22 protein-coding genes, 1 pseudogene and 1 other annotated feature are annotated in these 26482 nt (G+C 49.6%); of the genes and pseudogenes, 10 read left to right on the top strand and 13 right to left on the bottom strand.

Annotation, left to right across the window (positions count from 1 at the left end; all coding sequences use genetic code 11):
• Window positions 1-6: 6 nt before the first annotated feature.
• Window positions 7-2137, bottom strand: a pseudogene (pnp, locus tag AC6R0S_RS14230) (polyribonucleotide nucleotidyltransferase).
• Between the two features lie 316 nt (window positions 2138-2453).
• Complete coding sequence (gene rpsO, locus AC6R0S_RS14225) at window positions 2454-2723, bottom strand: 30S ribosomal protein S15 (protein ID WP_032551549.1); 270 nt, start codon at window positions 2721-2723, stop codon at window positions 2454-2456.
• Between the two features lie 235 nt (window positions 2724-2958).
• Between rpsO and mtnN the strand changes: the two genes are divergently transcribed.
• From mtnN to AC6R0S_RS14205, 4 genes are all read left to right on the top strand, one after another.
• Window positions 2959-3654, top strand: a complete 696-nt coding sequence (mtnN, locus tag AC6R0S_RS14220; protein WP_500626482.1) for a 5'-methylthioadenosine/S-adenosylhomocysteine nucleosidase — start codon at window positions 2959-2961, stop codon at window positions 3652-3654.
• A 15-nt stretch (window positions 3655-3669) separates the two neighbouring features.
• Window positions 3670-4644 carry a cobalamin biosynthesis family protein gene (locus tag AC6R0S_RS14215; RefSeq protein ID WP_500638179.1) on the top strand — a complete coding sequence of 325 codons (975 nt, stop codon included), beginning with the start codon at window positions 3670-3672 and terminating at the stop codon, window positions 4642-4644.
• Window positions 4644-5462: a vitamin B12 ABC transporter substrate-binding protein BtuF gene (gene btuF, locus AC6R0S_RS14210; RefSeq protein WP_500638178.1), complete on the top strand. Its 819-nt coding sequence runs from the start codon at window positions 4644-4646 to the stop codon at window positions 5460-5462. The genes AC6R0S_RS14215 and btuF overlap by 1 nt, the downstream gene beginning before the upstream one ends.
• 69 nt (window positions 5463-5531) lie before the next feature.
• On the top strand, window positions 5532-6152 hold the full coding sequence (locus tag AC6R0S_RS14205; protein WP_500626479.1) for a TRIC cation channel family protein: 621 nt from the start codon (window positions 5532-5534) through the stop codon (window positions 6150-6152).
• A gap of 85 nt (window positions 6153-6237) precedes the next feature.
• On the opposite strand, the gene thrC is transcribed toward AC6R0S_RS14205, so the two are convergent.
• From thrC to thrA, 3 genes are read right to left on the bottom strand one after another with little or no spacing between them, the layout of a single operon-like run.
• A complete protein-coding gene (gene thrC, locus AC6R0S_RS14200; RefSeq protein WP_500628943.1) occupies window positions 6238-7521 on the bottom strand; it encodes a threonine synthase in 1284 nt (427 codons plus the stop codon).
• Window positions 7518-8474, bottom strand: coding sequence for a homoserine kinase (thrB, locus tag AC6R0S_RS14195; RefSeq protein ID WP_500631797.1), 957 nt, complete (start codon window positions 8472-8474; stop codon window positions 7518-7520). Before thrB ends, thrC begins: the two co-directional genes overlap by 4 nt.
• Window positions 8475-8490: 16 nt before the next feature.
• Window positions 8491-10950 carry a bifunctional aspartate kinase/homoserine dehydrogenase I gene (gene thrA / locus AC6R0S_RS14190; RefSeq protein ID WP_500638177.1) on the bottom strand — a complete coding sequence of 820 codons (2460 nt, stop codon included), beginning with the start codon at window positions 10948-10950 and terminating at the stop codon, window positions 8491-8493.
• A 29-nt stretch (window positions 10951-10979) separates the two neighbouring features.
• Window positions 10980-11101 (bottom strand) — a sequence feature (Thr leader region).
• Between the two features lie 366 nt (window positions 11102-11467).
• On the opposite strand from thrA, the gene AC6R0S_RS14185 reads away from it, so the two are divergent.
• Window positions 11468-11932, top strand: coding sequence for a hypothetical protein (locus AC6R0S_RS14185; RefSeq protein WP_500638176.1), 465 nt, complete (start codon window positions 11468-11470; stop codon window positions 11930-11932).
• Here AC6R0S_RS14185 and AC6R0S_RS14180 read toward each other — a convergent pair.
• Window positions 11929-12411 (bottom strand): putative 4-hydroxy-4-methyl-2-oxoglutarate aldolase, encoded by a 483-nt coding sequence (locus tag AC6R0S_RS14180; protein WP_334554238.1) that lies wholly within the window; start codon window positions 12409-12411, stop codon window positions 11929-11931. The genes AC6R0S_RS14185 and AC6R0S_RS14180 overlap by 4 nt on opposite strands.
• 81 nt (window positions 12412-12492) lie before the next feature.
• Window positions 12493-12882: a DUF3293 domain-containing protein gene (locus AC6R0S_RS14175; RefSeq protein ID WP_500638175.1), complete on the bottom strand. Its 390-nt coding sequence runs from the start codon at window positions 12880-12882 to the stop codon at window positions 12493-12495.
• Window positions 12883-13208: 326 nt separating this feature from the next.
• Here AC6R0S_RS14175 and arcA point away from each other — a divergent pair, with 326 nt between their 5' ends.
• The gene (gene arcA / locus AC6R0S_RS14170; RefSeq protein ID WP_334554234.1) at window positions 13209-13925 is read left to right on the top strand and encodes a two-component system response regulator ArcA; all 717 of its coding nucleotides are present in this window, start codon (window positions 13209-13211) and stop codon (window positions 13923-13925) included.
• An 84-nt stretch (window positions 13926-14009) separates the two neighbouring features.
• Here arcA and hldE read toward each other — a convergent pair whose 3' ends face one another.
• The 3 genes from hldE to AC6R0S_RS14155 form a co-directional block, all read right to left on the bottom strand.
• On the bottom strand, window positions 14010-15440 hold the full coding sequence (gene hldE, locus AC6R0S_RS14165; protein WP_334554232.1) for a bifunctional D-glycero-beta-D-manno-heptose-7-phosphate kinase/D-glycero-beta-D-manno-heptose 1-phosphate adenylyltransferase HldE: 1431 nt from the start codon (window positions 15438-15440) through the stop codon (window positions 14010-14012).
• A 141-nt stretch (window positions 15441-15581) separates the two neighbouring features.
• The gene (gene glnE, locus AC6R0S_RS14160) at window positions 15582-18440 is read right to left on the bottom strand and encodes a bifunctional [glutamate--ammonia ligase]-adenylyl-L-tyrosine phosphorylase/[glutamate--ammonia-ligase] adenylyltransferase (RefSeq protein ID WP_500638174.1); all 2859 of its coding nucleotides are present in this window, start codon (window positions 18438-18440) and stop codon (window positions 15582-15584) included.
• 136 nt (window positions 18441-18576) lie between these two features.
• Window positions 18577-19833 carry a methyl-accepting chemotaxis protein gene (locus AC6R0S_RS14155; RefSeq protein WP_487901363.1) on the bottom strand — a complete coding sequence of 419 codons (1257 nt, stop codon included), beginning with the start codon at window positions 19831-19833 and terminating at the stop codon, window positions 18577-18579.
• Window positions 19834-19955: 122 nt separating this feature from the next.
• Here AC6R0S_RS14155 and AC6R0S_RS14150 point away from each other — a divergent pair, with 122 nt between their 5' ends.
• Window positions 19956-20738: a potassium channel family protein gene (locus AC6R0S_RS14150; RefSeq protein ID WP_500631803.1), complete on the top strand. Its 783-nt coding sequence runs from the start codon at window positions 19956-19958 to the stop codon at window positions 20736-20738.
• Window positions 20739-20766: 28 nt separating this feature from the next.
• Here the strand turns inward: AC6R0S_RS14150 and AC6R0S_RS14145 are convergent, their stop codons facing one another.
• Window positions 20767-22284 carry a CYTH and CHAD domain-containing protein gene (locus AC6R0S_RS14145; protein WP_500631804.1) on the bottom strand — a complete coding sequence of 506 codons (1518 nt, stop codon included), beginning with the start codon at window positions 22282-22284 and terminating at the stop codon, window positions 20767-20769.
• 207 nt (window positions 22285-22491) lie between these two features.
• Between AC6R0S_RS14145 and AC6R0S_RS14140 the strand changes: the two genes are divergently transcribed.
• The 3 genes from AC6R0S_RS14140 (at window position 22492) to AC6R0S_RS14130 (ending at window position 25362) form a co-directional block, all read left to right on the top strand.
• Complete coding sequence (locus AC6R0S_RS14140; protein WP_500638173.1) at window positions 22492-23172, top strand: TIGR00153 family protein; 681 nt, start codon at window positions 22492-22494, stop codon at window positions 23170-23172.
• 127 nt (window positions 23173-23299) lie between these two features.
• Window positions 23300-24559, top strand: coding sequence for an inorganic phosphate transporter (locus AC6R0S_RS14135; RefSeq protein ID WP_500626469.1), 1260 nt, complete (start codon window positions 23300-23302; stop codon window positions 24557-24559).
• 191 nt (window positions 24560-24750) lie between these two features.
• On the top strand, window positions 24751-25362 hold the full coding sequence (locus AC6R0S_RS14130) for a TIGR04211 family SH3 domain-containing protein (protein WP_334554218.1): 612 nt from the start codon (window positions 24751-24753) through the stop codon (window positions 25360-25362).
• Between the two features lie 83 nt (window positions 25363-25445).
• Here the strand turns inward: AC6R0S_RS14130 and AC6R0S_RS14125 are convergent, their stop codons facing one another.
• Both AC6R0S_RS14125 and AC6R0S_RS14120 read right to left on the bottom strand, forming a co-directional pair.
• Window positions 25446-26213, bottom strand: coding sequence for a general secretion pathway protein GspB (locus AC6R0S_RS14125; RefSeq protein WP_500638172.1), 768 nt, complete (start codon window positions 26211-26213; stop codon window positions 25446-25448).
• A partial coding sequence (locus AC6R0S_RS14120; protein ID WP_500638171.1) for a peptidoglycan-binding protein occupies window positions 26213-26482 on the bottom strand: 270 nt, incomplete at its 5' end. The genes AC6R0S_RS14120 and AC6R0S_RS14125, both read right to left, overlap by 1 nt.

The raw sequence follows: 26482 nt of genomic DNA, 5'->3' as shown, positions 1-26482 counted from the left end.
ACGCGATTATGCGTCAGACGCTGGCTTCTCTTCTGAAGCTTCTTCCGCTTTCTCTACCGCTTCTTTCATGCTTAGACGAACCCGGCCTTGACGGTCAATCTCAAGCACTTTCACTTGAACTTCTTGACCTTCTGCAAGGTAGTCAGACACTTTCTCTACACGCTTGTCAGCAATTTGAGAGATGTGTACTAGACCATCTTTACCTGGAAGGATTGTTACAAATGCACCAAAGTCAGCTAGACGAGCCACTTTACCCGTGTAGATGCGACCAACTTCAACTTCAGCCGTGATCTCTTCGATGCGGCGGATAGCTTCTTTCGCTGCCGCGCCTTCCGTTGCTGCAATCTTGATTGTGCCGTCGTCTTCGATTTCGATAGTTGTACCTGTCTCTTCAGTTAGAGCACGGATAACTGCACCACCTTTACCGATAACGTCTTTGATCTTCTCAGCGCTGATCTTCATAGTGTGGATACGCGGAGCGAACTCAGAGATATCTTCACGAGCACCAGAGATAGCTTCATCCATTACAGATAGGATGTGCTTACGTGCACCTTGTGCTTGGTTAAGCGCAATTTGCATGATCTCTTTAGTGATACCTTCAATCTTGATATCCATCTGAAGTGCAGTAATACCAGTGTTAGTACCTGCTACTTTAAAGTCCATGTCACCTAGGTGGTCTTCGTCACCAAGGATGTCAGAAAGAACAACGAAATCGTCGCCTTCTTTAACAAGACCCATTGCGATACCCGCAACAGAAGATTTAATTGGTACACCAGCGTCCATAAGAGCTGAGAGACGTACCACATACAGAAGCCATTGAAGAAGAACCGTTAGATTCTGTGATTTCTGATACAACACGTACAGTGTATGGGAACTCGTCTACTGATGGCATTACCGCAGCAATACCACGCTTAGCTAGTTTACCGTGGCCGATTTCACGACGCTTCGGAGAACCTACAAAACCAGTCTCACCTACACAGTATGGAGGGAAGTTGTAGTGTAGTAAGAAGTGATCTTTACGCTCACCAGTTAGCTCGTCGATGATTTGAGCATCACGCTGCGTACCAAGAGTTGCCGTCACTAGCGCCTGAGTTTCACCACGAGTGAATAGTGCGCTGCCGTGAGTACGTGGAAGAACACCAGTGCGTACGTCTAGCGCACGAACCATGTCTTTTTCACGACCATCGATACGTGGGTTGCCCGCGATGATGCTGCGACGTACCACTGTCTTCTCTAGATCGTGGAAGATAGTGTGGATTTCTTTCGTGTTTGCTTCTGGATCTTCAGCAAGCAGAACATCGTTTACTTCACCTGCGATAGCGTGGATACGGTCGTAACGCGCCATCTTTTCAGTGATTTGGTAAGCTTCTACTAGTTTAGCTTCTGCAAGTTCTGCAATCTTGTTTACAAGCGCAGTGTTCTCTTCTGGAGCAACCCAATCCCAAGCAGGAGTCGCAACTTCAGTTGCGAACTCATTGATCGCATTGATAACAACTTGCTGTTGGTCGTGGCCGTAAACCACTGCAGATAGCATCTCTTCTTCTGTTAGGTTGTCAGCTTCTGACTCAACCATTAGAACAGCGCCTTCAGTACCCGCTACAACTAGGTCAAGCTTAGACGTTTCTAGCTCTGTGTTGCTTGGGTTAAGAACAAGTTGACCATCAACGTGACCAACGCGCGCTGCACCGATAGGACCATTGAATGGGATACCAGAGATAGCTAGCGCAGCTGAAGTACCAATCATAGTTACGATGTCTGGCTGTACGTCTGGGTTAACAGAAACAACAGTTGCGATAACTTGTACTTCGTTTTTGAACGAATCTGGGAATAGTGGACGGATTGGGCGGTCGATTAGACGAGCCGTTAGCGTTTCACCTTCAGAAGGACGACCTTCACGCTTGAAGAAACCACCAGGGATTTTACCTGCAGCGTAAGTACGCTCTTGGTAGTTTACTGTTAGAGGGAAGAAGTCTTGACCTTCAACCGCTTCTTTTTTACCTACGACAGAAACGAATACCGCGGTATCGTCCATAGTGACCATAACGGCAGCCGTAGCTTGACGTGCAATAACGCCAGTTTCTAGAGTAACTGTGTGGTTACCGTACTGGAACGTTTTAACAACTGGTTTTTCGAACATTGTTATTCCTTGTGTCTAGGTTCTCGCCGTGATGCGAAACCTAAAAAGAGTGGATTAAGACTCAAGGCATTACGAATTAAACAGTCTAGAGTTTAGTTTCTAACTCCCAACCTAAGGGCTAAGTTATCGGTGAGAAGCTGGAAACTAAATTCTATGACTGGCCCAAATGGCAATTGTAATGCAATGAGCTAATTGAAAATCCTAATCAGGATTTGCCGCCCGTAGTATAACGGCATAAATGAGGTTTGGCTAAATTTAGACAACAAAAAAGGGGCTATAAGCCCCTTTTTTACAAACTATTCTATGCAGACGCTGATTAGCGACGTAGGCCTAGACGTTTGATTAGCTCTTGGTAGCGACCTAGATCTTTACCTTTTAGGTAGTCTAGAAGCTTACGACGGCTAGAAACCATACGTAGAAGACCACGACGGCTGTGGTGATCGCCTTTGTGAGCTTTGAAGTGACCTTGTAGGTGGTTGATAGAAGCTGTAAGTAGAGCTACTTGAACTTCTGGTGAACCTGTGTCGCCTTCAGAGCGCGCGTATTCTGCAACGATTGCTGCTTTAGTTTCTGCATTCAGAGACATCATTCTCTCCTAATAAGAGTAAGTTAATATTTGTGCCAGCCAATCTCTGATTCAGCCGACACGAGGAGCGCGAATTATAGGGGATGCGACTAGGCGATGCAATAAGTATTTTGGTTATCAAGGGTTGCACCAATGGTGGGTGCGGTAGCGCCGCGGCGACAAAGGGTGCCCTGCGGCATTTTTCTGATAAACTGTCGGGCAAACAGTATTCTAGTGAAAATGAACAGGATTCATTATGAAAATCGGTATTATCGGCGCGATGGCGCAAGAAGTTGCGATTCTAAAAGACGCGTTAGACAACGTCCAAACCACGACTAAGGCAGGCTGCACCTTTTATGCAGGTCAACTTCACGGTGTGGATGTCGTATTGCTGCAATCTGGTATCGGTAAAGTGGCCGCGGCCGTCGGCACCACCTTGTTGATCAGTGAGCATCAACCAGACGTCGTGATCAACACTGGCTCTGCGGGCGGGTTCGACTCATCGCTAAATCTTGGTGATGTCGTGATTTCGAGTGAAGTTCGCCACCATGACGCCGATGTGACCGCGTTTGGCTATGAAATGGGCCAAATGGCCGGCCAACCTGCGGCGTTCGCGGCGGATGAAAAATTGATGGCCGTCGCTGAGCAAGCACTAGCAAAAATGGACGACAAACACGCGCTACGCGGTCTGATTTGTACTGGCGATGCGTTTGTCTGCACCGCAGAGCGTCAAGCCTTTATCCGTACCCACTTCCCATCTGTCATTGCCGTAGAGATGGAGGCTTCTGCCATTGCTCAGACGTGTCATCAGTTCGCGGTGCCTTTTGTTGTCGTCCGCGCAATCTCTGATGTTGCAGACAAAGAGTCACCGATGAGCTTTGAAGAGTTTTTACCTCTGGCTGCGCAAAGCTCTTCGGAAATGGTGATCAATATGGTTCAGTTACTGAAATAAGCGCAGTGGAGCATCATGGAAGATCTGTTCACTCAATTCTACGCTGGGGGCGCACTGCTGGTAATGTGGGGCGCCCTGCTTTGCAATTGGCTGCTTCCTTTCCCCAGAGAGGCGCACCCTGCAATCCTCTGGCACAAATTTGCCGAGCAGTTAGCTGAGAAGGTCAATACCCGCGCCAGCTACTCACAAAGCCTCATCTCTGGGACGCTGGCATGGGGCTTAATGATACTGCCGACACTGGCAGTCTTAATAGCGCTCAAACCTTTGGTTTGGCAACCCGCCCTATTTGAACTCGCGTTTTTGCTGCTGGCGATTGAGTGGCGCAATACCCAACGTTTTGGCCGCCTCTTTGTTGAAGCGCTCGCTCGCAATGATAAAGAGCAAGCTCGGCTGCTTATTCGTCCCTATCTCAATCGAGAAACCCGTCCGTTGTCGCTACTTGGGCTTGGGAAAGCGGGCGTAGAAACGTTGACGATGTCGTACGGACGCAATCTGATTGGCGTCTTATTTTGGTATGGCATCTCTGGTGCGACTGGCGCCTTTTTGTATCGCATGTGTGTCGAACTGGCGAGGGCATGGTCACCTTCTCGTGAATACTTTCATCCATTTGGGCTACCCGCGGTGCGCGTTGTCGCGATACTCGACTGGTTACCGCTGCGCCTTTATAGCCTCTTCATACTACTTGGTCAGCGCAGCCGTGCGACTTATCTCTTACTAAGAGAGCAAACCAGGCAATGGCCGCTACCCGGCCCAGCTTGGTTATTGGTGAGTGTTGGCGCGAAGTTGGAGTTATCGATGGGTGGGCCTGCCATCTATCCCACTGATGCCAAACATCAAGCGAGCAAAAAGCGTATCCGAGCGAAACTCGGCGGGCGAATCGCCCCGTCAGCCATTCATGTTGCCCAAGTCCTGACTTTACTCAACCAACGATTACTCGTCTGGTTTGTGTTACAAAGCCTGATTATGGCAATGATTTATCAAGGATTCTAATGAGATTGCGCCCCCTTTTTGCGCTGTTGGTACTGACTAGCGCCCCTTCGTGGGCGATCGAACGCATCGCCAGCTTGTCCCCTCACACCACTGAGTTGGCGTTTAGTGCTGGGCTTGGCGATAAACTGATCGGCGTCTCCGAGTACAGCGATTACCCTGATCAAGCGCAGCGCATAGAGCGAGTCGCCAACTACCAAGGCTTTAAGCTCGAGAGAATCATTGCCTTGGAGCCGGATTTAATTCTCGCGTGGCCGGGCGGAAATCCCGCCAAGGAGCTTGACAAATTGGCTCAGCTTGGCTTTGATATTTATTACTCTCAAGCACACTCCATCCCGGACATCGCCGAAAACATTGAGCGCTTAGGGCAGTTTGCTGACGACCCATCGGTCGCCAAGCAGCGAGCCGAGCACTTTAGGCAAACGCTGAATGATATGGCTCAGCGCTACGACACCTCGCAACCTGTACGCTATTTCTATCAATTGAGCGAATCACCCATCATCAGTGTCGCGCAAGGAAGCTGGCCGAGCGAAGTGTTTACTTTTTGCGGCGGCGTCAATGTGTTTGAAGATGCCGCCATGCCCTACCCTCAAGTGGGAATGGAGCAAGTGCTGCTCGCCAATCCTGAGGTCATTTTTACCTCCGAGCACGCCATTGCCAATGGCAGCATGTGGCAACGTTGGCAGAGCGAGTTAACTGCCGTTCAAGCCAACAACGTATGGTCACTCCACTCAGACTGGATCAATCGGCCCACGATGCGCACCCTCAAGGCCATTGAGCAAGTGTGTGACTATTTTCAACAGGCCCGAGAAAAACGCTAGCGATGGCGCGAGCCTTTCCCTTACAATTGCGCCTCCTGTTTTTGCTGCAAATGAAGAGAAACTCGTGTCATGGACACTATGCTGCTCTACTTTTTTGACTTATTCGGTACGGCCATCTTTGCTATCTCTGGCGTCCTGCTGGCAGGCCGTTTAAAAATGGATCCCTTTGGCGTAGTGGTACTGGGTAGTGTGACGGCCATTGGTGGTGGCACCATTCGAGATATGGCGCTGGGTGCCACGCCTGTGTTTTGGATCACCGATACCAATTACTTGTGGGTGATTTTGTCGACCTGCTTGCTGACGATGTTGATCGTCCGCCGCCCTAAGCGCGTGGCGTGGTGGATACTGCCGGTATGTGATGCGATTGGTCTGGCGGCGTTTGTCGGTATTGGCGTGGAAAAAGCCATGGTCTATCAAGATTCGGCTTTGGTGGCCGTCATCATGGGCGTGCTAACCGGTTGTGGCGGTGGCATCATACGCGACGTCTTAGCCCGAGAAGTCCCGATGGTATTGCGCAGTGAAGTGTACGCGACGGCATGCATTGTCGGCGGCGCTTTTCACACAACCGCCCTCAGCATGGGTTACGACACCAACACCGCTTTCTTATCAGGCGTCTTGTCTACCTTGCTGATTCGTCTAGGGGCGATTCGCTGGCATTTGTCACTGCCCACCTTTGCGATTAACCGCTAAATCGCGTTAAACCAACATAAAAAACCCAACAAAAAGGTCACTACGATGAGTGACCTTTTTGCTTAATCTAACGCCGAGCTAGACTTTATTTTTGCACGCGGCGTAGAACCTGCTTCAGTGCGTCGAAATCGTTGCCTAAATCCTCAGACAAGAGTTCCATCGCAGCATGCTTGGCGAGAGGGCCTGGCAGTTCGATGTCGGTATCCAAAATCTCATCAACCACTTCTTTGAATTTGGCTGGATGGGCAGTACACAGGAATAACCCCGTTTCGCCCTCTTGAAGCTGCTCATCCAATACGCGGTAAGCAATCGCGCCGTGTGGCTCACATAAGTAACCCAAAGAATGCAACGCTTTGACTGACTGAGCACTTTGGTCATCAGAAACAGCGCCTTTACCTAGTGTCTCCAAGCCCCACTCTTTGACGCGGCATAGCTCTTCGATGCGCGGCCAGTTGTTTGGCTGGCTGACATCCATCGCATTGGAGGTTGTCGCGACAGTTGGCTTAGGATCCCACTGACCGGTCTCTAGATAACGTGGCACAGTATCGTTGGCGTTCGTCGCCGCAATGAAGCGTTTGATCGGCAAGCCCAACGCTTTTGCGAGTAGACCGGCGGTAAGATTACCAAAGTTACCACTTGGTACTGAGATCACTAGGTTCTCACGCTCGGCTTTACTCAACTGAGCAGCCGCTTCAAAGTAGTAACAGATTTGCGCCATTAGGCGGCTGATGTTGATTGAGTTAGCAGAGTTAAGACCAATCTCTTCACGCAGCGCTGCATCATCAAAGGCTTGCTTTACTAGTGCCTGACAGGCATCAAAATCACCATCGATAGCGACAGTATGGATATTTTGACCCAAGGTACAGAACAGCTTCTCTTGCAGTGGGCTGATCTTACCTTTCGGATAAAGGATCACCACATTGATGTCTTCCATACCATAGAAGGCATGGGCTACCGCTGCGCCCGTATCACCGGATGTGGCCGTTAAAATGGTAATTTTACCGCCATCAGACACGGCTGCTAAAGATTGCGCCATAAAACGGCCGCCAAAGTCTTTGAACGCCAGCGTTGGACCGTGGAACAACTCTAGTGCGTAGACCCCATCTTTCACTTTGTTGATCGGTGCTGGGAATTGGAATGCCGCATCCACCATCGAATGCACTTGCTCTTGCGTCAGTTCATCGCCGATCAATGCCGACAAAATCTTGGTGCTACGAGAAACAAAATCCTCTGCTAAAAGCGCATCCACATCATCAAATGTTGGCAGTTCGGATGGAAAAAATAGGCCTTGATTGCGACCTAACCCTTGGCGAACGGCTTGGCCAAAGGAAACTTGTTCATCATTTTCTTTTATGTTGTAAAGCTTCATAGCTCACTTCCTGTTACTGTCGATCCTTGTTTGTTCAAACGACAAACATGGACGAATCCTTCTTCATTTTGTACGTAGTTCTGCTCGAGCCAATGAGCAACCCGCTCGGCGACGTCTTTGTCTTTGCAAACACTAAATAGTGTGGGACCACTTCCTGAAATGCCCGTTGCTAAGGCGCCCGCCGATGCCGCGTATTTACGCGCATCCGCAAAACCAGGCAGCAGTTTCTCACGATATGGTTCTGCGATCACGTCTTTGATCATTTTCGCAGCCAACTCAGGCTGACCCGAGTGGCACGCATGAATAAAGCCCGCCAAGTGGCGACCGTGAGCAATAATATCTTGACGGCGGTACTGAGCGGGCAAAATAGCGCGCGCTTGTGCCGTCGACACTTTAATGCCCGGGTAGGCCATTACCCAGTACCAATCATCAAAACAAGGCACTTCTTGGCTGATGATACCGAGCTCTTCTAACATCAACTGCACACCACCTAAATAGCAGGGAGCAACGTTGTCGTAATGGATACCACCGGAAATCTGACCTTCCATTTCCCCCATCAACGCTAGTAGTTCGGTTTCATCTAAAGGCTGTCCATGAAAACGGTTAAGCGCATCCAATGCCGCGACAATAGAACAAGCGCTTGAGCCAAGCCCTGAACCAATCGGCATGTTTTTCTCTAACGTCATCTCAACCGGCAATACGGTCTGCCCTTTTTTGTCCAGCTCTCGCGAGAACACTTGCCAGCAGTGATAGACAATGTTCTCTTTCGCATCACTCGGCAGCTTATCGACGAAGCGACCTGCGGTGCGTAGGTCAAACGCGTCATTCCCAGCTTTCACCAATACACGATCACCAAGTAAGGTGCCATCCACCGGTGACACCGCGGCGCCAAGCACATCAAAACCCACACTGACGTTACCAATTGACGCTGGGGCGTATACCACTACATCCATACCACGACTCATTACACTACACCCCTAATTTCCAGCCAAGTGTACGCATCACGTCAGCAAAGACGCCCGCGGCAGTCACTTCCGTGCCCGCACCATAGCCACGTAGAACCAAAGGAATGGGCTGATAGTAACGGCTGTAAAACGCCAGCGCATTTTCACCATCTTTGATTTTGAACATAGGGTCGTTCTCATCAACCGCCGCCATGCTAACGCGGCACTCTCCATCTTTGATTTCACCGACGTAGCGCAGTACTTTACCCTCTTGGGCAGCCTGCTTTGACAGTTCTTGGAAGTAAGCGTCCGCTTGAGGAAGACGTGCCATGAACTCGTCTACCGTACCTGAATCATCAAAGCCTGGCGGCAGCGCCTGATCGACCACGACATCTTCAAGCTCAAGATTCATACCCGCTTCACGAGCCAAGATAAGCAGCTTACGTGCGACATCCATACCGGACAAGTCGTCACGTGGGTCAGGCTCGGTAAAGCCATTCTCTTTAGCGATATTGGTCGCTTGGCTCAACGTCATGCCTTCATCCAATTTACCGAAGATAAAAGAGAGAGAGCCCGACAAAATACCGGTGAAGCGCTCAAGTTCGTCACCCGCTGAAATCAGATTTTGCAGGTTTTCTATAACTGGAAGGCCGGCACCAACGGTTGTTTCGTACATTAGCTTACGACGAGAGCTACGCGCGACATCGCGTAACTGATGATAATAAGCCATGCTCGCCGTATTGGCTTTCTTATTCGGAGTAACGACGTGGAAACCCGCCGCCAAAAAGTCCGCGTATTGGTTAGCAATCGCTTCGCTCGAGGTGCAATCAACCAAGACTGGGTTGATGATGTGATTACGTTGAACGGTTGAGATCAGGCGCGCTAAGCTGAACTCTTCGCTTGCGCCATTCATACGATCACGCCAGTGTTCCAAAGGCAGTCCATCACTATCAAGTAGCAAACCTTTACTATTGGCAAGGCCGCAGACACGAAGCACGATGCCTTTTTCTGCTAACTTGGCTTGTTGACGCTCGATTTGATCCACCAGCTCGCCGCCCACACCGCCGACACCGACAATAAAGACATCAAGGAAGTGCTTTGAGTTAAATAGATTTTCGTGACACGCTTTGATCGATTCAGAGATCTTATCTTCTGGGATCACCGCCGAGATTGCACGCTCAGAGGAACCTTGTGCAATCGCAACAATATTGACGTTCACTTCCGCAAGCGACGAGAAGAACTGAGAGGCCACACCGCGTGATGTGCGCATGCCATCGCCCACTAGGGTCACAATGGCAACGTTATCGATAAAATCTACCGGCTCGAGCAAGCCATCTTTCAGCTCCAACTCAAATGCATCAGCGAGCGCTTTTTGCGCCAGCGCTTTATCTTGCGCTTCGATACAGAAGCTGATGCTGTACTCTGACGATGACTGAGTGATCAAGACGATAGAGACGCCCGCCGATGACATGGCACCAAACACACGACTCGCCATGCCCACCATACCTTTCATACCAGGACCGGAGACGTTAACCATAGTCAAATCGTTGAGCGTCGTGATACCTTTGATCGCCAGCTTGTCTTCGCCCGTATCTTGACCAATCAAGGTACCTGCACCTTGGGGGTTAAAACTGTTTTTGATGAGGCAAGGGATATGGAATTGAGCAATCGGTGCAATCGTTTTGGGATGCAGTACAGACGCGCCAAAGTACGACAATTCCATCGCTTCTTGGTAACTCAGTGACTTAAGCAGACGCGCATCATCAACTAAACGTGGATCGCAGTTGTAGACACCGTCAACATCTGTCCAAATCTCGCAGCAATCGGCACGCAAACATGCCGCCAACACTGCGGCAGAGTAGTCCGAGCCATTGCGGCCCAACGTGACCAACTCACCTTTGTCATTGCCCGCGGTAAAGCCCGGCATAATATTGACATGGCCTTGTGGAAGCGGCTTCTGACGAAAGTTCTGGGTGGAAATCTCCACATCTACCATGGCTTCAAGTGGCTCACCTTTTGCAAAAAGGTACTCAACCGGATCGATCAAGCTTGCCGCTTGACCTTTCGCTTCCAAGACGGCTTTCATCAATTGAATCGAGACGCGCTCACCTTTGCTGATGATGCGAGCATTCACGTTATCAGGACACATCCCCAGTAGGTTAATGCCATGAACAAATTGACGCAGTTGAGAGAGGGAGGTTTTCACTTGATGGTTATAGGCACTGCCATCGATCGAAGGCAGCACTTGTTTGATGTCTTGGAACAGGTCGCGGAACGAATCTTCAAGCTCGGCGATTTGCAGTTCAGACTCTCCGTTTTTCAACGCTGATTCAATCACAGCCACGAGCTTGTTGGTTGTTTTACCCGGTGCGGAGAGCACCACGGCCACTTCTTCTTGTTGGGCATTATTGGCAATGATATCCGCCGCTCTTAAGAAGCGGTCGGCGTCCGCCAAAGACGAACCGCCAAACTTTAATACACGCATCCCTTCCTCCAAATGATAATAAATGGGTATAAAAAAAGGCCTGTATCTTGTTGGATACAGGCCTTTTTTTGAATTTCCTTCGCTTAGCAGCCTGCCCCAACATAAATAGTGTCGGTAATAATAATGGTTGTGGTCATTACTGAGCTGTTAAACATATTTGATTCTACTTGATGTGTTTGCTTCACATAGGTTTAACCTATTTGTGAATAGCGAGTCAACGAAAACTTGCTATTTTTTCATTTGCTTATTCTTGCACCAGGTTCACATCTACCGAATATAGCAACAAGACTCATAACAAATCATCCACAGACGCTCTGCCTAATAACCAAATGCTATATAATTTCTGCTCAATACGGTGCACTTTTGTGCTTTAATGATAATTACCCTTCCGTTATGACTTGAAGGACAATACACCTCAAGCGTAATGTGGGCAGTGGAGAAAACAGCACGAATCAATCGAGCGACAACGAAATAGCCATGAGCTAAAACCACATAACCATAAGCTAAGGAGTGGCGTATGAAAACGACAATCGGCCTCTTGCTGCTGCTTACTACTTTTTCGTCTATTGCTGTCACCTTGCCCCCCTTGCCTGCCTCGCAACACACGTCACCGCACAAGCTCTTCCTTTCGAGTGAAAATGACAGCTTAGATTTTGACTCTTGGAAAATTGATGGCGGTTACTCTTATTCTCTTTTCGACAATATCGATCTCTATGTCGGTGCGCGCCTCAATCAAAGTGACACAAACAGTGAATCAGGATTTCTTAGTGGGGTGAGTTACCAGCTTACGCCGCGTCTCTCAGTGAAAAGTACCTTGCACTCTTACAGCATAGAAAGTGTGGATGAAGGGAAACGTCAGCCATCGCTCTCAGCCGAAGTATCTAGCCGAATGAAGCTGACTGAAAACCTCGATATTCATGCCACTCTCGATTATCAAGAGTGGCAACAAGGCGTTGAGGTCGGGTTAGGCTTTCGCTTCTAACTCCACTCTAACGCCTCAGAAGACATCAAAACGCCATTCCAATCCGCGTAAATATAGTCGCCCGGTTGAATCATCTGATTTTGTATGGTGAGGGTCACGTTGACTTCACCCGCACCGCGCTTCTCAGTCTTGAAAGGACAGGTACCTAGCGCTTTTATGCCTAGCTCCATTTCAGCCATTGTCGCGACATCACGTACCGCCCCATTAACAATGACCCCTTCCCAATTGTTTTCGATCGCCATGATCGCCAATTGATCGCCGAGTAGCGCTTTTTGACACGAACCATGCCCATCGACCACCAGCACCTTTCCGCTGCCATCTTGACTCAGCATGTCTCGCACTTTGGAATTGTCGTGATAACAACGAATAGTGACGATCTCTCCCCAAAAAGCCAACTTACGGCCAAAGCTTTGAAGCGGTAACTCAAGCAGTGTCACTTTGTCTTCGTGCTGATCACAAATATCAGGCGTAATATCCATTGTATATCCTCCATGAAACATTCAATTGTTAAAACTGATTCTCTGACGTTCGCCTCGTAACCCCAGTGGGTAAATCGACCTTTATAGGCATCGAGTGCACCACTGCCCTAGCGATTCTTGTCGGCCATCAGGCAAACAAGACACCAAGATCAACGTCTCTCCTTGGACGTAGTAAATGGCATTTTGCCCAAAACGGTTGGCCAATGAAAGCGCGGTTTGCATCGGCATCGTCACCGCCAAGCTCTCTTCGCTCCATTCAAAACGGCGATCCCCCACCAAGACTTCACTCCATGCTGCGCCGCCTAGGCTTGTGATGAGCGCCTGCTGCCGAAGGCGATTTTGCTCTAAGGTAAAGCGCTGGCTGGCGGGGTTCCACGCCGTCACGATGGCAAACGCATCACCAGGTGGCGGACTGAGAAATCGGAAAAATGGCTCGCGATAGGCTTGCCACAGCTGAGCATTGATTGTCATATCGTCAACAGTTTTACATTTACTCGAGACTATTAATATTTGTTACATTAGAACTCTTGATATAAATCAACAAAGTGATTGGAATTAACATTTCTGCATTGTTAGCATGCTGTTAACATTATAGAATCCGCTTCAACGACTAATGGGATACAGAGGACTAAGGGACCTCGCTGCAAGTCTGTTAGACACCAAGGATGGCGGGCAACTAAAGGCAGTGTAATTTTAAAGTCTTTGGTTTATTATCAACAAGACATTACCTGTATGTTATGTTTTTGCCTAGAATTTATTCTATTAGCACAGTTTTTTCACAAGTTTAGGTACCGCCAATGCAAACCCCGCACATTCTTATTGTTGAAGATGAGCAAGTAACTCGTAACACTCTAAAGAGTATTTTTGAAGCAGAGGGATACGCTGTTTTTGAGGCCAGTGACGGTGAAGAGATGCACCAGGTTCTGTCTGAGAGCCATGTAAATCTGGTGATCATGGATATTAACCTGCCTGGTAAAAACGGCCTGCTACTGGCTCGTGAGCTGCGCGAACAAGCCAATGTGGCACTGATGTTCCTAACAGGTCGTGACAATGAAGTGGATAAAATTCTAGGCCTAGAAATCGGTGCGGATGATTACATCACCAAACCATTTAACCCACGTGAATTGACCATTCGCGCGCGCAACCTGCTTAATCGTTCGATGAACGCCAGTGCCGTGCAAGAAGAAAAACGTAGCGTTGAGAAGTACCAGTTCAATGGTTGGGTACTGGACATCAACAGCCGCTCACTGGTGAGCCCAAGTGGCGATGGCTACAAGCTACCTCGTTCAGAATTCCGTGCCCTACTGCACTTCTGTGAGAACCCAGGTAAGATCCAAACTCGCGCTGATCTTCTGAAGAAAATGACCGGCCGTGAACTTAAACCTCATGACCGTACTGTTGATGTTACGATTCGTCGTATTCGTAAGCACTTTGAATCGGTATCAGGCACGCCTGAAATCATCGCGACTATTCACGGTGAAGGTTACCGTTTCTGCGGTGATTTAGAAGAGTAATCGACATCTCGCAGTCAACATAAAAAATGGAGCCTAAGGGCTCCATTTTTGTTGGGTATTTTTGGTATGTGTCGCTCGGCTGGATCAGCCTTTTCCACCACGGATGGCTTGAATGATTTCTGTGGTCGAGCAACCGTCTTCAAAATTGAGCACTTTGACTTCACCGCCGTTAGCAATCACTTCAGCTCCACCAGCAATCTCTTCCGGCTTGTAATCACCGCCTTTGACAAGCAGATCCGGCAATACCGTAGCAATCAAGCGTTGCGGCGTATCTTCACTGAACGGCACTACCCAGTCGACGGCACCAAGTCCTGCCAGTACAGCCATGCGGCGATCAGTTGGGTTGACAGGTCGACCTGGACCTTTAAGGCGTTTTACCGACTCATCAGTATTGACGGCTACGATCAAACGATCGCCGAGCTCCGCTGCGTGGTTGAGGTAAGAGACATGGCCGGCGTGCAAAATATCGAAACAGCCATTGGTCATGACCACTTTCTCGCCTTTCTGCTGCGCCTGCTTAACGGCAGTAATTAACGCTTTCTCGCTGATCACTCCGTAATCGGTATCTTGGCTGCCATGTACAGCTTCGGCAAGCTCGATGGTTGATACCGTAGAAGTACCCAGCTTACCCACCACAACGCCAGCGGCGGCATTGGCCAACGCACACGCTTCATCCAACGCTTTCCCTGAGGCAACCGAGGCAGCCAACACGGAAATCACCGTATCGCCAGCACCCGTCACATCAAACACTTCTTTCGCTTGAGTAGGAAGATGGAATGGCGCTTGCCCGCGACGTAGCAAGGTCATACCGTGCTCACTGCGCGTCACCAACAGTGCGTCCAAGTCAAACTGTTCGATAAGGGCTAAGCCCTTTTCCACCAAGTCGTCATCGGACTTCACTTTGCCTACCACATGCTCAAACTCTGCCATGTTAGGTGTCAACAAAGTTGCGCCGCGGTAGCGTTCAAAATCTGCCCCTTTCGGGTCGATAAAGACAGGCACGTTCGCCGCTCGCGCTTTTTGAATGTACTGCTGGACGTGCTCGAGCGCGCCTTTGGCGTAATCCGATAACACCACCGCTTTGACGTTGGGCAGTGCTTTCTCCATACGGGCAAGCACTAATGACGGGTCAACACCTTCAAACTTGTCTTCAAAGTCGAGACGAATCAGTTGTTGCCCTCGGCTCATCACGCGCAGTTTTGTGATGGTTGGATACTCGGCCAAACCAACAAAATCGCAGGTCACGTTCAGTGCCGTCAGCGTATCACTCAACACCTGAGCTGGCTCATCAATACCCGTTAGACCGACGATGTGCGCATGTCCGCCGAGTGACGCAATGTTCATAGCGACGTTGGCGGCCCCACCTGGACGCTCTTCGTTATTTTCTACTTTAACCACAGGCACCGGTGCTTCTGGTGAAATACGGCCAGTCGGTCCGTACCAGTAGCGATCCAGCATCACATCACCAATGATTAAGACACCAGAATCCTTGTAGTTCGGCAGGATAGGTTTCATCAACGATCTCCAAAATTAAATTCTCGCGAGAGTTTAGCACAGCGTCATACCACCCTAAACCCTTGCCTTAATGCCAAATTGTCGGAATTGGGCGATTTTTCTGCCAGCCACCGCGTATCGGCTTTGTCACTTTAGTAAACCTTAAGAGGCCGACTCCAACGTTAACCACTGCGCCCATAGTCTCTGCACCAGCGCACGCTCGTCGGTAAATTTATCTTGCGTGACATCGGCGTCAAGGCTGAGCAGATTGCGGTGATGAATTTGGTTGCGCATGGTGGTGTAGGCGTGAGTCAGCGCCTGCGCCGCCGATTCCTCAAGCACACCTTGCGCCATCATGGATTCGAAAATACGGACGTTATCACTCCAACGCGTGAGTTTTGGCTTCTCATGGCTATAGCGAAGTACTAAATATTGCGCCAAAAACTCCACATCAGTGATGCCGCCTGGGTCTTGTTTGAGCATAAAGCGACCAGGCTTTTTCCCACCCAGATGAGCGCGCATTTTTTCTCGCATTTCGGCGACGTTTTTACGCAAACTGGCTTCATCGCGCGGCGTCGCCAACACCTCATGGCGCGTTTTAGCAAATGCAGCCTGTAGCGGCTCATCACCGTAAATCATGCGGGCGCGCACTAGAGCTTGATGCTCCCATGTCCACGCCTCTTGATGCTGATATTCATCAAAGGCGTCGGCAGGGCTAACCAGTAAACCAGAGATGCCGGATGGCCTTAAGCGAGTATCCACTTCATACAAAATCCCCGAGGCTGTGCGGGTTGAGAAAATATGGATGATGCGCTGAGCAAGGCGCAGATAAAACTGTCGCCCATCAATCTCTTTTGCGCCATCAGTGTAGACGTTCACTGGGCAGTCGTGCATGAACACGATATCCAGATCCGAGTTGTAGCCCAGCTCCCAGCCTCCCACTTTGCCATAGCCGACGACCGCAAAGCCTTTGCCCTCTCTCTCTTTGAGGTGCGTCGGCTCGCCGTACTTCTCTGCCATTTGTAGCCAAGCTTGATGGACGACCGACTCAACAATGGCTTCGGCTAAATAGGTTAAGTGGTCACTCACTTTCATGACAGGTAAGACACCGGCGATATCGGCGGCGGCAATACGCAAGATGCAAATCTGTTTAAATTGACGCAGTGCCTCCATCTGCTGCTCCATATCATCCTCTGGGATACGGGCAAGAAAGTCTCGCAATTCGGTGCGGTAACTATCAAGCGGGACAGGGTTATACAACTGCTGAGGGTCAATCAGTTCGTCAAGCAAGATCGGATAGCGACCCAACTGCTCCGATATCATGGGACTGGCGGTACACAAACGCACCAGTTGCGTCAACGCGGCAGGATGTTCATCCAACAACTCCAGATAAGTGGTGCGTGTGACAATTTTGTGCAATAGATGCAGCACTCTAGGTAAACCGAACTCTGCATCATGATGCGAATAGATCGCAGCAAAGATCTTTGGCATCAAACGGTTGAGTACCTCTCGTCCACGTGGACCCAAGGTTTTTTTCGCCAAATCATGCTTGAATTGAATGATGGTCATCGCCATCGCACTGGCTTCTTCTCGCCCGATGTCATGAGATAAAATATGCTCCATCACATCCGGTTTTTCTGCCATGTCCCACAGCTCATGAAAATGCTTGGCGACATCGCTCTGCTCATGCTCTTCTTCATCGTCACCAATTAATGCCTGAAACACATGGTGAACCCGCTGCATGTGCGCTTCTACCTCGCGCGTTAGTGCAGGCCAGTCAGCAAAGCCCATCGCCGTTGCTAACTGACACTGCTCAAGGTCAGACTCTGGCAAGGTTTGCGTCTGTTTGTCGGCCATCGCTTGGAGCAGGTTCTCCAAACGACGCAGAAAATGATACGCCTGAGTGAGATGGGTCACTTCATCCCTTGAGAGCAACGCCAGTGCTTCAATCCCCTCTAAGGTGACTAACAATCCACGCTGCCTTAAGCTTGGCTCTCGGCCCCCACGGATCAACTGGAACACTTGGGCGATAAATTCGATTTCGCGGATACCACCAGCCCCTAGCTTGATATTGTTACTCAGCCCACGGCGGCGTACTTCACTGCTGATCATGGATTTCATTCGGCGCAGCGATTGAATGGCGCTAAAATCGATGTAACGACGGAAAACAAAGGGTCGCAACATCTCTCGCAACGCTTGATATTCGGGATACATCTCCCGACCCATCACTCGCGCTTTGATCATCGCGTAGCGCTCCCAGTCACGCCCCTGCTCTTGGTAATAGTCTTCCAACGCGGCAAAGCTCATCACCAAAGGACCACTTTCGCCGAAAGGGCGCAAGCGCATGTCGACGCGGTAACAAAAACCGTCAAAGGTGTGTTGATCGAGCGCTTTGATAATGCGCTGGCCCAAGCGGGTAAAAAACTGAGCGTTAGCAATCGAACGACGGGCACCTTGGGTTTCCCCGTTTTCTGGATAGGTAAAAATCAGATCGATATCGGATGAGAAGTTGAGCTCACCACCGCCAAGCTTACCCATACCAATGATCAACATCGGCTGTGGCTTCCCCGTCTCATCACAAGGCGTACCCCACAATTCGCAGCACGCTTTGTATTGCCATTGATAGGTTTCAACAATCATCGCCTCAGCCAGTTCCGAAAGATGACTCAGGCTCTCTTGCAGTGTCCAACTCTGACAAAAGTCTCGCCAAGCGATATACGTCATTTCACGACGACGAAACTGTCTTAAGACTCGCTGTCCTTGCATCTCATCGGAACAGGTTTCAAGTTGCGCGCAAAGATCTGCACGATAGTGCTGCTTGCGATCCTGCTCAGCAAGCATCGCTGGCAGCTGGCGCAGCAGTGACTCATCTTTGGTCAGATTGTCTGCGACGAACTGACTTAACCCTAGGACGTACTTGAGCGACTCGAGCAACGCGGCAGGCCATTGGGCCAATGCCTCACTGGGCAGCGCCGCGAACGCTTTATCACTAAGAGGAGACAACGAGGAAGGCAGATGCATGAGGAGTCCTTACAATCGAATGCATAAAAAAACCGAAGACGTTAGTTATACCAGACTTGCGTCAATAAAAAACGCCCATGCGTAGGCGATGGGCGTTGGTTCAATCAATTTTCTTGGTCGTTGCGCGCTTTATTCGTCAGACACGGAAAGAGGTAATTTTCTCATCTAACTCTTCGGCATTGCGCTGCATCATTTCTGACGTCTCAAGCAGTTCCGTTACCACCACTACAGAGGCTTCCACCAGCTCACGAACATTGGTCAGGTTCTGGTTCATCTCTTCCGCCACGCTGCTTTGTTGGCCCGCTGCCGTCGCAATTTGGAAGTTCATATCATTGATTTGGTTGACTTGCGATACGATACCATCCAGCTCACCGCCAGCATTGGTGACCAATTCCACCCCTTCTGCCGCTTCAACAACACTCTTTTCCATCAGCTCAACCGCCGAGGATGCGCTGCTTTGCAACTGAGAAATCATATCTTGGATCTCGACCGTCGCTTGCTGTGTGCGCTGCGCCAGGTTACGGACTTCATCCGCAACCACAGCAAAACCGCGCCCAGCTTCGCCAGCACGCGCCGCTTCGATCGCCGCGTTCAATGCCAAAAGGTTGGTTTGCTCTGAGATGCCTTGAATGGTGCCGACAACACTGCCGATGGCTTCAACGCTCTCTTCGACCTCATTAACAGCCTGCGCTGAGGCAGCGATGTCTTTCGACAACGCACTGATTTTATCGACCGTACCTTTCACAAAGTGTTGGCCACTTTGCGCTTGTCCTGTGGCACTTTCCGTCAGCGCAGAGGCATTCTGTGCATGATCAGCAACAGTTTGTACCGTTGAGGTCATCTCACTCATTGCCGTGGCTAATTGGTCAATTTCATTGAACTCTTCTTGCGCCGATTCTTTCGTTTCAGACATGCTGAGAGTCATCACTTCAGTCATCGTTGAGAGCTCTTGCGAGGCCTCTACTTGCAGTTTGATCACCTCTTGCAACTGACGGCGTGTTTTTTCTAGCTCACGCGCCACATCGCCATATTCATCTTTGCAGTCCATTTCAATCGGATTGGAGAGATCTCGATTCGCCATTTGTTTGATTGAATCATTCAAATACTGAGTTTGGCGCAGCATAATACGAGCAGCAAAGAGCAAAATAACGACAAAGACGCCAATCAAAATTACAGTTTGCCAAGCCACTTGTACTAAGTAGGCTTGATAATGCGCTTGCGCCACTTGGGCATTTTGAGTGGCGGCGAGCAAGGAGTCGTGGAAAGTACTGGCATCCCACAACTGTTTAGCCACGATAAGGACGGTACTGAATACCATCAGTAGCACCATTTTGGGGATCAAACGGACGTTCGTTATCGCTCGCTCCCATGGCTTAAATGCCATTTTGGTCATTGTTCGTTCTCCGCTAAGTCAACTATGATACGGTGTGATTGAGTACTTATCAGACACTTAATGCTTATCGCTGCCTACCGCGAGGGAACGGTCGCACTCATATTATTTATTTCGAGCCTCGTATGAAAAGAGATGATACCAAAGACGATACGAAACCAATGAGCTTACTGTCACTAATTTTGTCTTTCGTCGCACTATTTGTGATTTCAGGCTTATTGTTCTTTCCAGTCAGTCAAGAAACTCGACAAGTCCTTATCGGCTTGGACTTCGCAATCTGTAGCATATTTATCCTGCAGTTGAGCATAGATTTGATCCGTGCAACAGATCGCGTGAAATACATGAAACGCCATTGGATCGATTTTGTCGCCAGCATCCCGATGATTGAACCCCTGCGCTACGCACGTCTGTTTCACATCATGCGCGTGATCTTGGTGATACGCGCCAGTAAGCACATCTTGCGTCAGATCTTAAGTAATCGTCATGAAATGACCTTAGCGTCGATCTTATTGCTGTTGATCGTTTTACTTACGGTTGGTTCAAGTATGATGTTGTTGATTGAGGGAGGTTCTGATCACGCCAATATTCAATCCGGTGGGGATGCCCTGTGGTGGGCATTGGTCACCATCTCTACCGTTGGCTATGGCGATCACTTTCCCGTCACCCACGGCGGTAAGATCTTAGCGTCGGCCCTGATCATCTGTGGAGTAGGCTTGTTCGGTATGATCTCAGGGCTTATCACTTCGTTGATCACCTCGCCGTCCAAGTTGCAAGCCAAACGATCTGAGCACAAAGAACAACTACTCAAAGAAATTCTCGCCAATCAACGAGCCATCATTAAACGGCTCGATACATTGGAGAATAAAACGCAAAAAGCTACTCCCCAGACAACAAAAAGGGAGCCTTAAGCTCCCCAGTGATGGTGATGATGCGAGACTAGTGGCGCCAATAAGGCTGGGCCTCTAAGCAGATTATTCGCGTCTGCTCCATCGCATGCAAAATGGAGTTTTCTTGGCGAGTTAGCCAACGCAACAGTTGCTCGCGCTGCTCACCCTCTAATTTGTTGCTAAGTTGATCCAGCGTTTCAAGGGTCAGCAAATCATCGATGCCATGCAGCAAGTCACTCCAAGGCAAGCGGAAGCTGTTGCGCTCATCGACATTGAACAAGCTAGCAAAACTCACCCCTGTGTATAGATTGCGCATCAGATGGTACTGCTGCTCCACATACGCCGGCGCGTTGAGATCTTGCTCAGGCGAGAACACCTCAAGCAACTGTGACCAGGTTTTATCGAGCTGGGCGACAGCAAAGCGCTCTACACCCTCAGCCATCTCTTCACGGGCTTTCTCATCTAAAAACGGCTGCCAGCCGCGAGTCAAAATCCAACGGCTTAAATCCAGCAGCAAACCGGCGTAGCGGGCGGAATGAATCAGAGCCAACATCTCTTCTCTGTCAGGCAACTGCTGCTGAATCTCTTTCAGCTCTGCGACAAGGAACTTACGTGCCTCTAGTTTACGTAACGCGTGCCCTTTATCTTCCAGCAGCTCTTCAAGGTAATCGTACTGCTTAAGCCACTCTAAGCTTTGTTCAAGCCATTTGAGCTCTTGTCGAACCAGGGCGCTGGCACGACGTGGCACCACATCGCGATAGACGGTCAATACTTGGCGAATAAAACTGATGGCGTTTTTGATTTCATGCAGCGCATCAATCGACTCGCGCTCAGAGTAAATCTGCTCATGGTAGTGCCAGTGCGACAACGCATGCTCAAGCGACTGGACAAAACAAGTCTCTACGCTGTCTTTTTGCTGTGTCTCAACCAAACTTAGCGGTTTCACTTCGTCACCTTGGTAGCCAGATGCTAAGCGATAACCTTTGGCCGCTTTGCTTAAGTTGCCTAAGCGCATCCCTCCTTGCTCTGACAAACTGCGCGCTAAGGTAAAGAGGGCATCGGTCTGGCCTGATTTCAGCTCCAGTTCCACTTCGCAAATCGGCGCGGTTAAATCCCCTGATTCGACACACCCTAGATCAAACGCCACTTCAATTTGGCTGCCATCTGGCATGCCAACCAGCCATTGCTCACGGGTAAAGTTGGTCGAGAAGAGAGGAGCGATTTGAGATTGCAGTTCCTCAATCGCGCGGCCATCGGGCCAGATGTCTTGCGGATGTAAGGTAAGGACGGGATCGTTGCTGTTATGTTCTGCATTGTATTCCGGTCTTTGATGAAGCCCGGCGACCACACGTCCTGCGGTTTTGACCGTTTGCACGAACACATCATCATAACGACGAATTCTTAATCCAATATCATGTTGACGTAGCCAGTTGTCCGGGGTGTCAAAGTAAGTATTCCCTAACTCACGACAACTGTGCTGAAGTACTTTTGTTAACGCTATTTTTTCTCTTAACGTCTCTGAAAATTCAGGTGAAACAAAAAACTTCAGTTCTATCTCGGTTTCCATAGTGTTACCTTTTAACGCAGATAGCCAAAGGATATTGCCTATTTTCTTACTCGGCAAGAGAGAAATATCGCCCCATTGATGATCTAAAACAGTTTAAATGCACACTTTAATGGGTTAACATGCGCGCCTTTATAGCCATCGCTCAACATTTCACCATTCTTATTGGTGTCTGTTTTTTCTAGGTTATATTAATTGGGTTGAATGACCATGCCAGTAAATACAATTATGGGGTTATTTGCAAAGTCCCCTATCAAACCTTTGCAGCGCCACGTTGTGTGTGTGAACGAATGTTGCTCGCACCTAGTGAACTTCTTTGAAGTCAGTTCAAAGGGTGACTGGGAGAAAGCCGCAGAAATCCGTGCACAAATTTCTCACCTAGAGAAAGAAGCCGACGTACTAAAGCGCGAGATCCGTCTCAAACTTCCTCGTGGTTTGTTTTTGCCAGTCGACCGCAGCGACATGCTGGAGCTGCTGACTCAACAAGACAAACTGGCCAACCTAGCCAAAGATATTGCTGGTCGTGTCTACGGCCGACAACTGACTATTCCTGAGCCTCTTCAAGAAAACTTCATTCCTTACGTGAAGCGTTGTCTCGACGCCGCAAACCAAGCGCAAGAAGTCATCAATGAGCTCGATGAGTTATTGGAAACTGGATTTAAAGGTCGCGAAGTGACTCTCGTGGCTGAAATGATCCATCAACTGGATGTGATTGAGGACGACACAGACGCGATGCAAATCCAACTTCGCCAACAACTGATGGCGATCGAAAGCGATTTGAATCCGATTGATGTGATGTTCCTTTACAAGATTCTTGAATGGGTCGGTGGTATTGCAGATCAAGCTCAGCGTGTTGGCGCGCGTCTTGAACTCATGCTGTCTCGCTCATAAACATAAGTTAACCAAATAACGAAGAGCATTTTATAAGCACACCCCAGTAAGCGAGCTACACTGAATTCGCTGTGGGGTTTTGTCGTGTCCAATTTGCTCCGCTTGTTATCAACAACTAGGTATTACGATGGATATCCTTGCGAATTACGGCACTGTCCTGATTATTATTGCAGCAGCCTTCGGCTTTTTAATGGCGATTGGTATCGGCGCGAATGACGTCGCGAACGCCATGGGTACCTCGGTAGGTTCAAAAGCACTCACCGTAAAACAAGCGATCATTATCGCGATGATCTTTGAATTTGCCGGTGCCTATTTAGCCGGCGGTGAAGTGACAGATACGATCCGCAAAGGCGTGATCGAAACTTCTCTGTTTGCCAATCAACCTGACGTTCTTGTCTACGGCATGATGTCTGCGTTATTAGCAGCAGGTACATGGTTGCTGCTAGCCTCTTATATGGGTTGGCCAGTATCGACAACTCACTCTATTATCGGCGCCATCATCGGTTTTGCTTGTGTCTCTGTTGGCACAGAAGCAGTGGACTGGGGCAGTGTGAAAGGCATTGTCGGCAGTTGGATCGTTACCCCTGTCATCTCTGGTTTCTTTGCTTACGTTATTTTCGTCAGTGCTCAGCGCCTGATTTTCGATACTGAAAAACCGCTGATCAACGCCAAACGTTTTGTGCCTGTCTACATGTTCATCACCACCATGGTGATTGCGCTTGTGACCATTAAGAAAGGCCTAAAGCACGTCGGTCTTCACCTATCGAACAGCGAAGCGTGGATGTGGTCAGCTGGCTTCTCAGGGCTGGTCATGATTGGTGGTTACCTCTATATCCAGAAGAAATTTGCGAGCCGCGAAGATGACCACGGATTTGCCGGCGTTGAAGGCATCTTCAGTGTCCTGATGGTCATTACTGCGTGTGCGATGGCGTTTGCACACGGTTCGAACGACGTCGCCAACGCGATTGGTCCACTGTCTGCGGTCGTCTCTACGGTCGAGCACATGGGTGAAATCACTGGCAAGAGCACCATTGCTTGGTGGATTCTTCCGCTAGGTGGCTTTGGTATTGTGGTCGGTCTTGCGACATTGGGTCACAAAGTGATGGCAACGGTAGGTACCGGCATTACCGAACTGACGCCAAGCCGCGGCTTCGCTGCGCAGCTCGCTACGGCATGTACTGTGGTATTGGCATCGGGTACTGGTCTGCCTATCTCGACCACTCAAACACTGGTCGGCGCGGTACTGGGTGTCGGCTTTGCTCGCGGCATCGCAGCATTGAATCTAGGCGTGGTACGTAACATCGTTGCGTCTTGGATTGTGACACTCCCAGCCGGTGCACTGCTGGCCGTGGTGTTCTACTACGCGATTCAAGCAATGTTTGTCTAAGTCATCTGTCAGCTAAGTCATCTGTCAGTACTGTGTTAGTGGATTCTTACTTCTGTTAATACACTGTCATTATTGACTCAATACCGCAGAAAGGGAGGCTCAGCCTCCCTTCTTTGTTGCGAAGCCCCTAGAAAATTCTTACTATTTGCCCTAGTAAAAATTAGACACAAAAAACTGTTAAAGGATTTACCGTGAAAAAATGGGTTTACCTGCTTTTGGCATCGATTGTGGCGGCCCCTGCCGCGTTTGCTCAAGACCGCTACATCTCTGATCAATTGTTTACTTACATGCACTCAGGACCAAGTAATCAATTTCGTATTATTGGCAGTGTCGATGCGGGCGAAAAAGTGACCTTTATCGAGTCCAATAAAGATTCCGGTTACAGTCACATCCAAGACTCGAAAGGACGCCGAGGATGGGTCGAAAGCCGTTTCGTGACCTCACAAGAGAGCGTGACACTGCGCTTACCTCGCGTAGAAAAAGAGCTGGCAGAAGTGAAAGAGAAGCTTGCCAACGCGCGCGCAAACTCTGATCAAGAAAAAGCGGGCTTGGTCGATTCTCTTGAAACACGCAACCGCCAAATCGCCGACCTAGAAAGCGGATACAGTGAGATGAGTCAGCAACTGACGGCTTCTCAAGAAGAGGTACGCAAGCTAAGAGCACAGCTTGACACCCAAAAAGACGACTTGCTGCTCAAGTACTTTATGTACGGCGGTGGCGTGGCTGGCATTGGCTTGCTGTTGGGTTTGATTCTGCCGCACATTATCCCGCGCAGAAAGCGTTCACCATCGGGCTGGGCGTAATCCCCTACCCCCTAACCAAGATAACGAAAAGGTCGCCAATGCGACCTTTTCTTTTCCCTCTGTTTTTTACACTAGCCCTAGGGCTACCCTTGCCAATCATACAAGGCTGGGATTTCAATCCTCTCACCCGAGAAACTCACCATACAGTGCTGCGGTTCAATTGAAACCAGTTGAACCCCGGTTGCGATCCAGTCTCCCTCTTGATACTCGACACCATTGACCTTAACCCAGCGTTTATCTTGCTTGCTTGAATAGACATGAGTTTGGAAATTGAGCGCGGGTAACTGCCCCGTCCACTTGAGACCTTGCTGCGCGAGTTGACTGACATTCGACGTCGAAGTGGGTGTTGACGACGGTTTGAGGGCACTTTGCACGCGAAGGGCTAACTCGGGCGATAACTGAGAGAGATCTAAGTCGTCGATGAAAGGTTGAGGCGAAGCCTGTACTTTAGATTGGCGATATACCAGCTGTGTATCCATTGGTTGGCGATCCTCGGCTTCATTGCTACGAGGATCGCTCGGTAAGGCTTGTGCGTCATAAAGAGTGAGTTCGTACGTCATGGCTAACGCCTGCTCGTCTTGCCAAGGGGTAACACTGAACTCGACAGGGCGCTCAATGACACTAGGAGACGCCGTTTGCTTGAGAAGCCAGTCGGCTTCCACTTGACGGTAGTGACGCTCAACACCCAACCCTACTCCTAGCGAGGCAGGCAGCAATATCAGCAAGCTCATGACCATCATACTTGGGCGCGTTGCAACGCTCTCTATCGGTGAGTCGTTGACATCGTCAGGTGCAGATGCCGCTTGATAGCGATGCTGGGACGCCTTCAAAGCTTTCATCATTTGTGACATCAGCGGTTCTCCTGCGCATCCACGCTGTGATTAGCCATGACCATCCGGGTATCCAACCGCGGAGCCTCATGTAGACTCATCTGCTCAATTTTACGCAGCGTTTTCGAGCCAGCAATCCCATCAACCGTGAGCCCCTGCCAACGTTGGAACAATCTCACTTTTTGCTCTAGCGCCTCATCAAAGCGTGCACTTTGTGTTGAAGGCTGAGCAAGGATTGAGGAGAGATGAGCGTCGAGCGCGGCAATGGCCTTCCCTTCCATGCCAGGCTT

The sequence above is a fragment of the Vibrio sp. R15-SG3-ISO1B genome (assembly GCF_059833835.1).
The sequence above is the reverse complement of the archived record's forward strand: the minus strand, read 5'-3'. Positions and strand labels throughout refer to the sequence as shown.

Excerpts from the sequence above, each read along its gene's own strand:
- rpsO (WP_032551549.1), bottom strand. The coding sequence starts at position 2,723 with ATGTCTCTGAATGCAGAAACTAAAGCAGCAATCGTTGCAGAATACGCG.
- mtnN (WP_500626482.1), top strand. The coding sequence starts at position 2,959 with ATGAAAATCGGTATTATCGGCGCGATGGCGCAAGAAGTTGCGATTCTA.
- AC6R0S_RS14215 (WP_500638179.1), top strand. The coding sequence starts at position 3,670 with ATGGAAGATCTGTTCACTCAATTCTACGCTGGGGGCGCACTGCTGGTA.
- btuF (WP_500638178.1), top strand. The coding sequence starts at position 4,644 with ATGAGATTGCGCCCCCTTTTTGCGCTGTTGGTACTGACTAGCGCCCCT.
- AC6R0S_RS14205 (WP_500626479.1), top strand. The coding sequence starts at position 5,532 with ATGGACACTATGCTGCTCTACTTTTTTGACTTATTCGGTACGGCCATC.
- thrC (WP_500628943.1), bottom strand. The coding sequence starts at position 7,521 with ATGAAGCTTTACAACATAAAAGAAAATGATGAACAAGTTTCCTTTGGC.
- thrB (WP_500631797.1), bottom strand. The coding sequence starts at position 8,474 with ATGGATGTAGTGGTATACGCCCCAGCGTCAATTGGTAACGTCAGTGTG.
- thrA (WP_500638177.1), bottom strand. The coding sequence starts at position 10,950 with ATGCGTGTATTAAAGTTTGGCGGTTCGTCTTTGGCGGACGCCGACCGC.
- AC6R0S_RS14185 (WP_500638176.1), top strand. The coding sequence starts at position 11,468 with ATGAAAACGACAATCGGCCTCTTGCTGCTGCTTACTACTTTTTCGTCT.
- AC6R0S_RS14180 (WP_334554238.1), bottom strand. The coding sequence starts at position 12,411 with ATGGATATTACGCCTGATATTTGTGATCAGCACGAAGACAAAGTGACA.
- AC6R0S_RS14175 (WP_500638175.1), bottom strand. The coding sequence starts at position 12,882 with ATGACAATCAATGCTCAGCTGTGGCAAGCCTATCGCGAGCCATTTTTC.
- arcA (WP_334554234.1), top strand. The coding sequence starts at position 13,209 with ATGCAAACCCCGCACATTCTTATTGTTGAAGATGAGCAAGTAACTCGT.
- hldE (WP_334554232.1), bottom strand. The coding sequence starts at position 15,440 with ATGAAACCTATCCTGCCGAACTACAAGGATTCTGGTGTCTTAATCATT.
- glnE (WP_500638174.1), bottom strand. The coding sequence starts at position 18,440 with ATGCATCTGCCTTCCTCGTTGTCTCCTCTTAGTGATAAAGCGTTCGCG.
- AC6R0S_RS14155 (WP_487901363.1), bottom strand. The coding sequence starts at position 19,833 with ATGACCAAAATGGCATTTAAGCCATGGGAGCGAGCGATAACGAACGTC.
- AC6R0S_RS14150 (WP_500631803.1), top strand. The coding sequence starts at position 19,956 with ATGAAAAGAGATGATACCAAAGACGATACGAAACCAATGAGCTTACTG.
- AC6R0S_RS14145 (WP_500631804.1), bottom strand. The coding sequence starts at position 22,284 with ATGGAAACCGAGATAGAACTGAAGTTTTTTGTTTCACCTGAATTTTCA.
- AC6R0S_RS14140 (WP_500638173.1), top strand. The coding sequence starts at position 22,492 with ATGCCAGTAAATACAATTATGGGGTTATTTGCAAAGTCCCCTATCAAA.
- AC6R0S_RS14135 (WP_500626469.1), top strand. The coding sequence starts at position 23,300 with ATGGATATCCTTGCGAATTACGGCACTGTCCTGATTATTATTGCAGCA.
- AC6R0S_RS14125 (WP_500638172.1), bottom strand. The coding sequence starts at position 26,213 with ATGTCACAAATGATGAAAGCTTTGAAGGCGTCCCAGCATCGCTATCAA.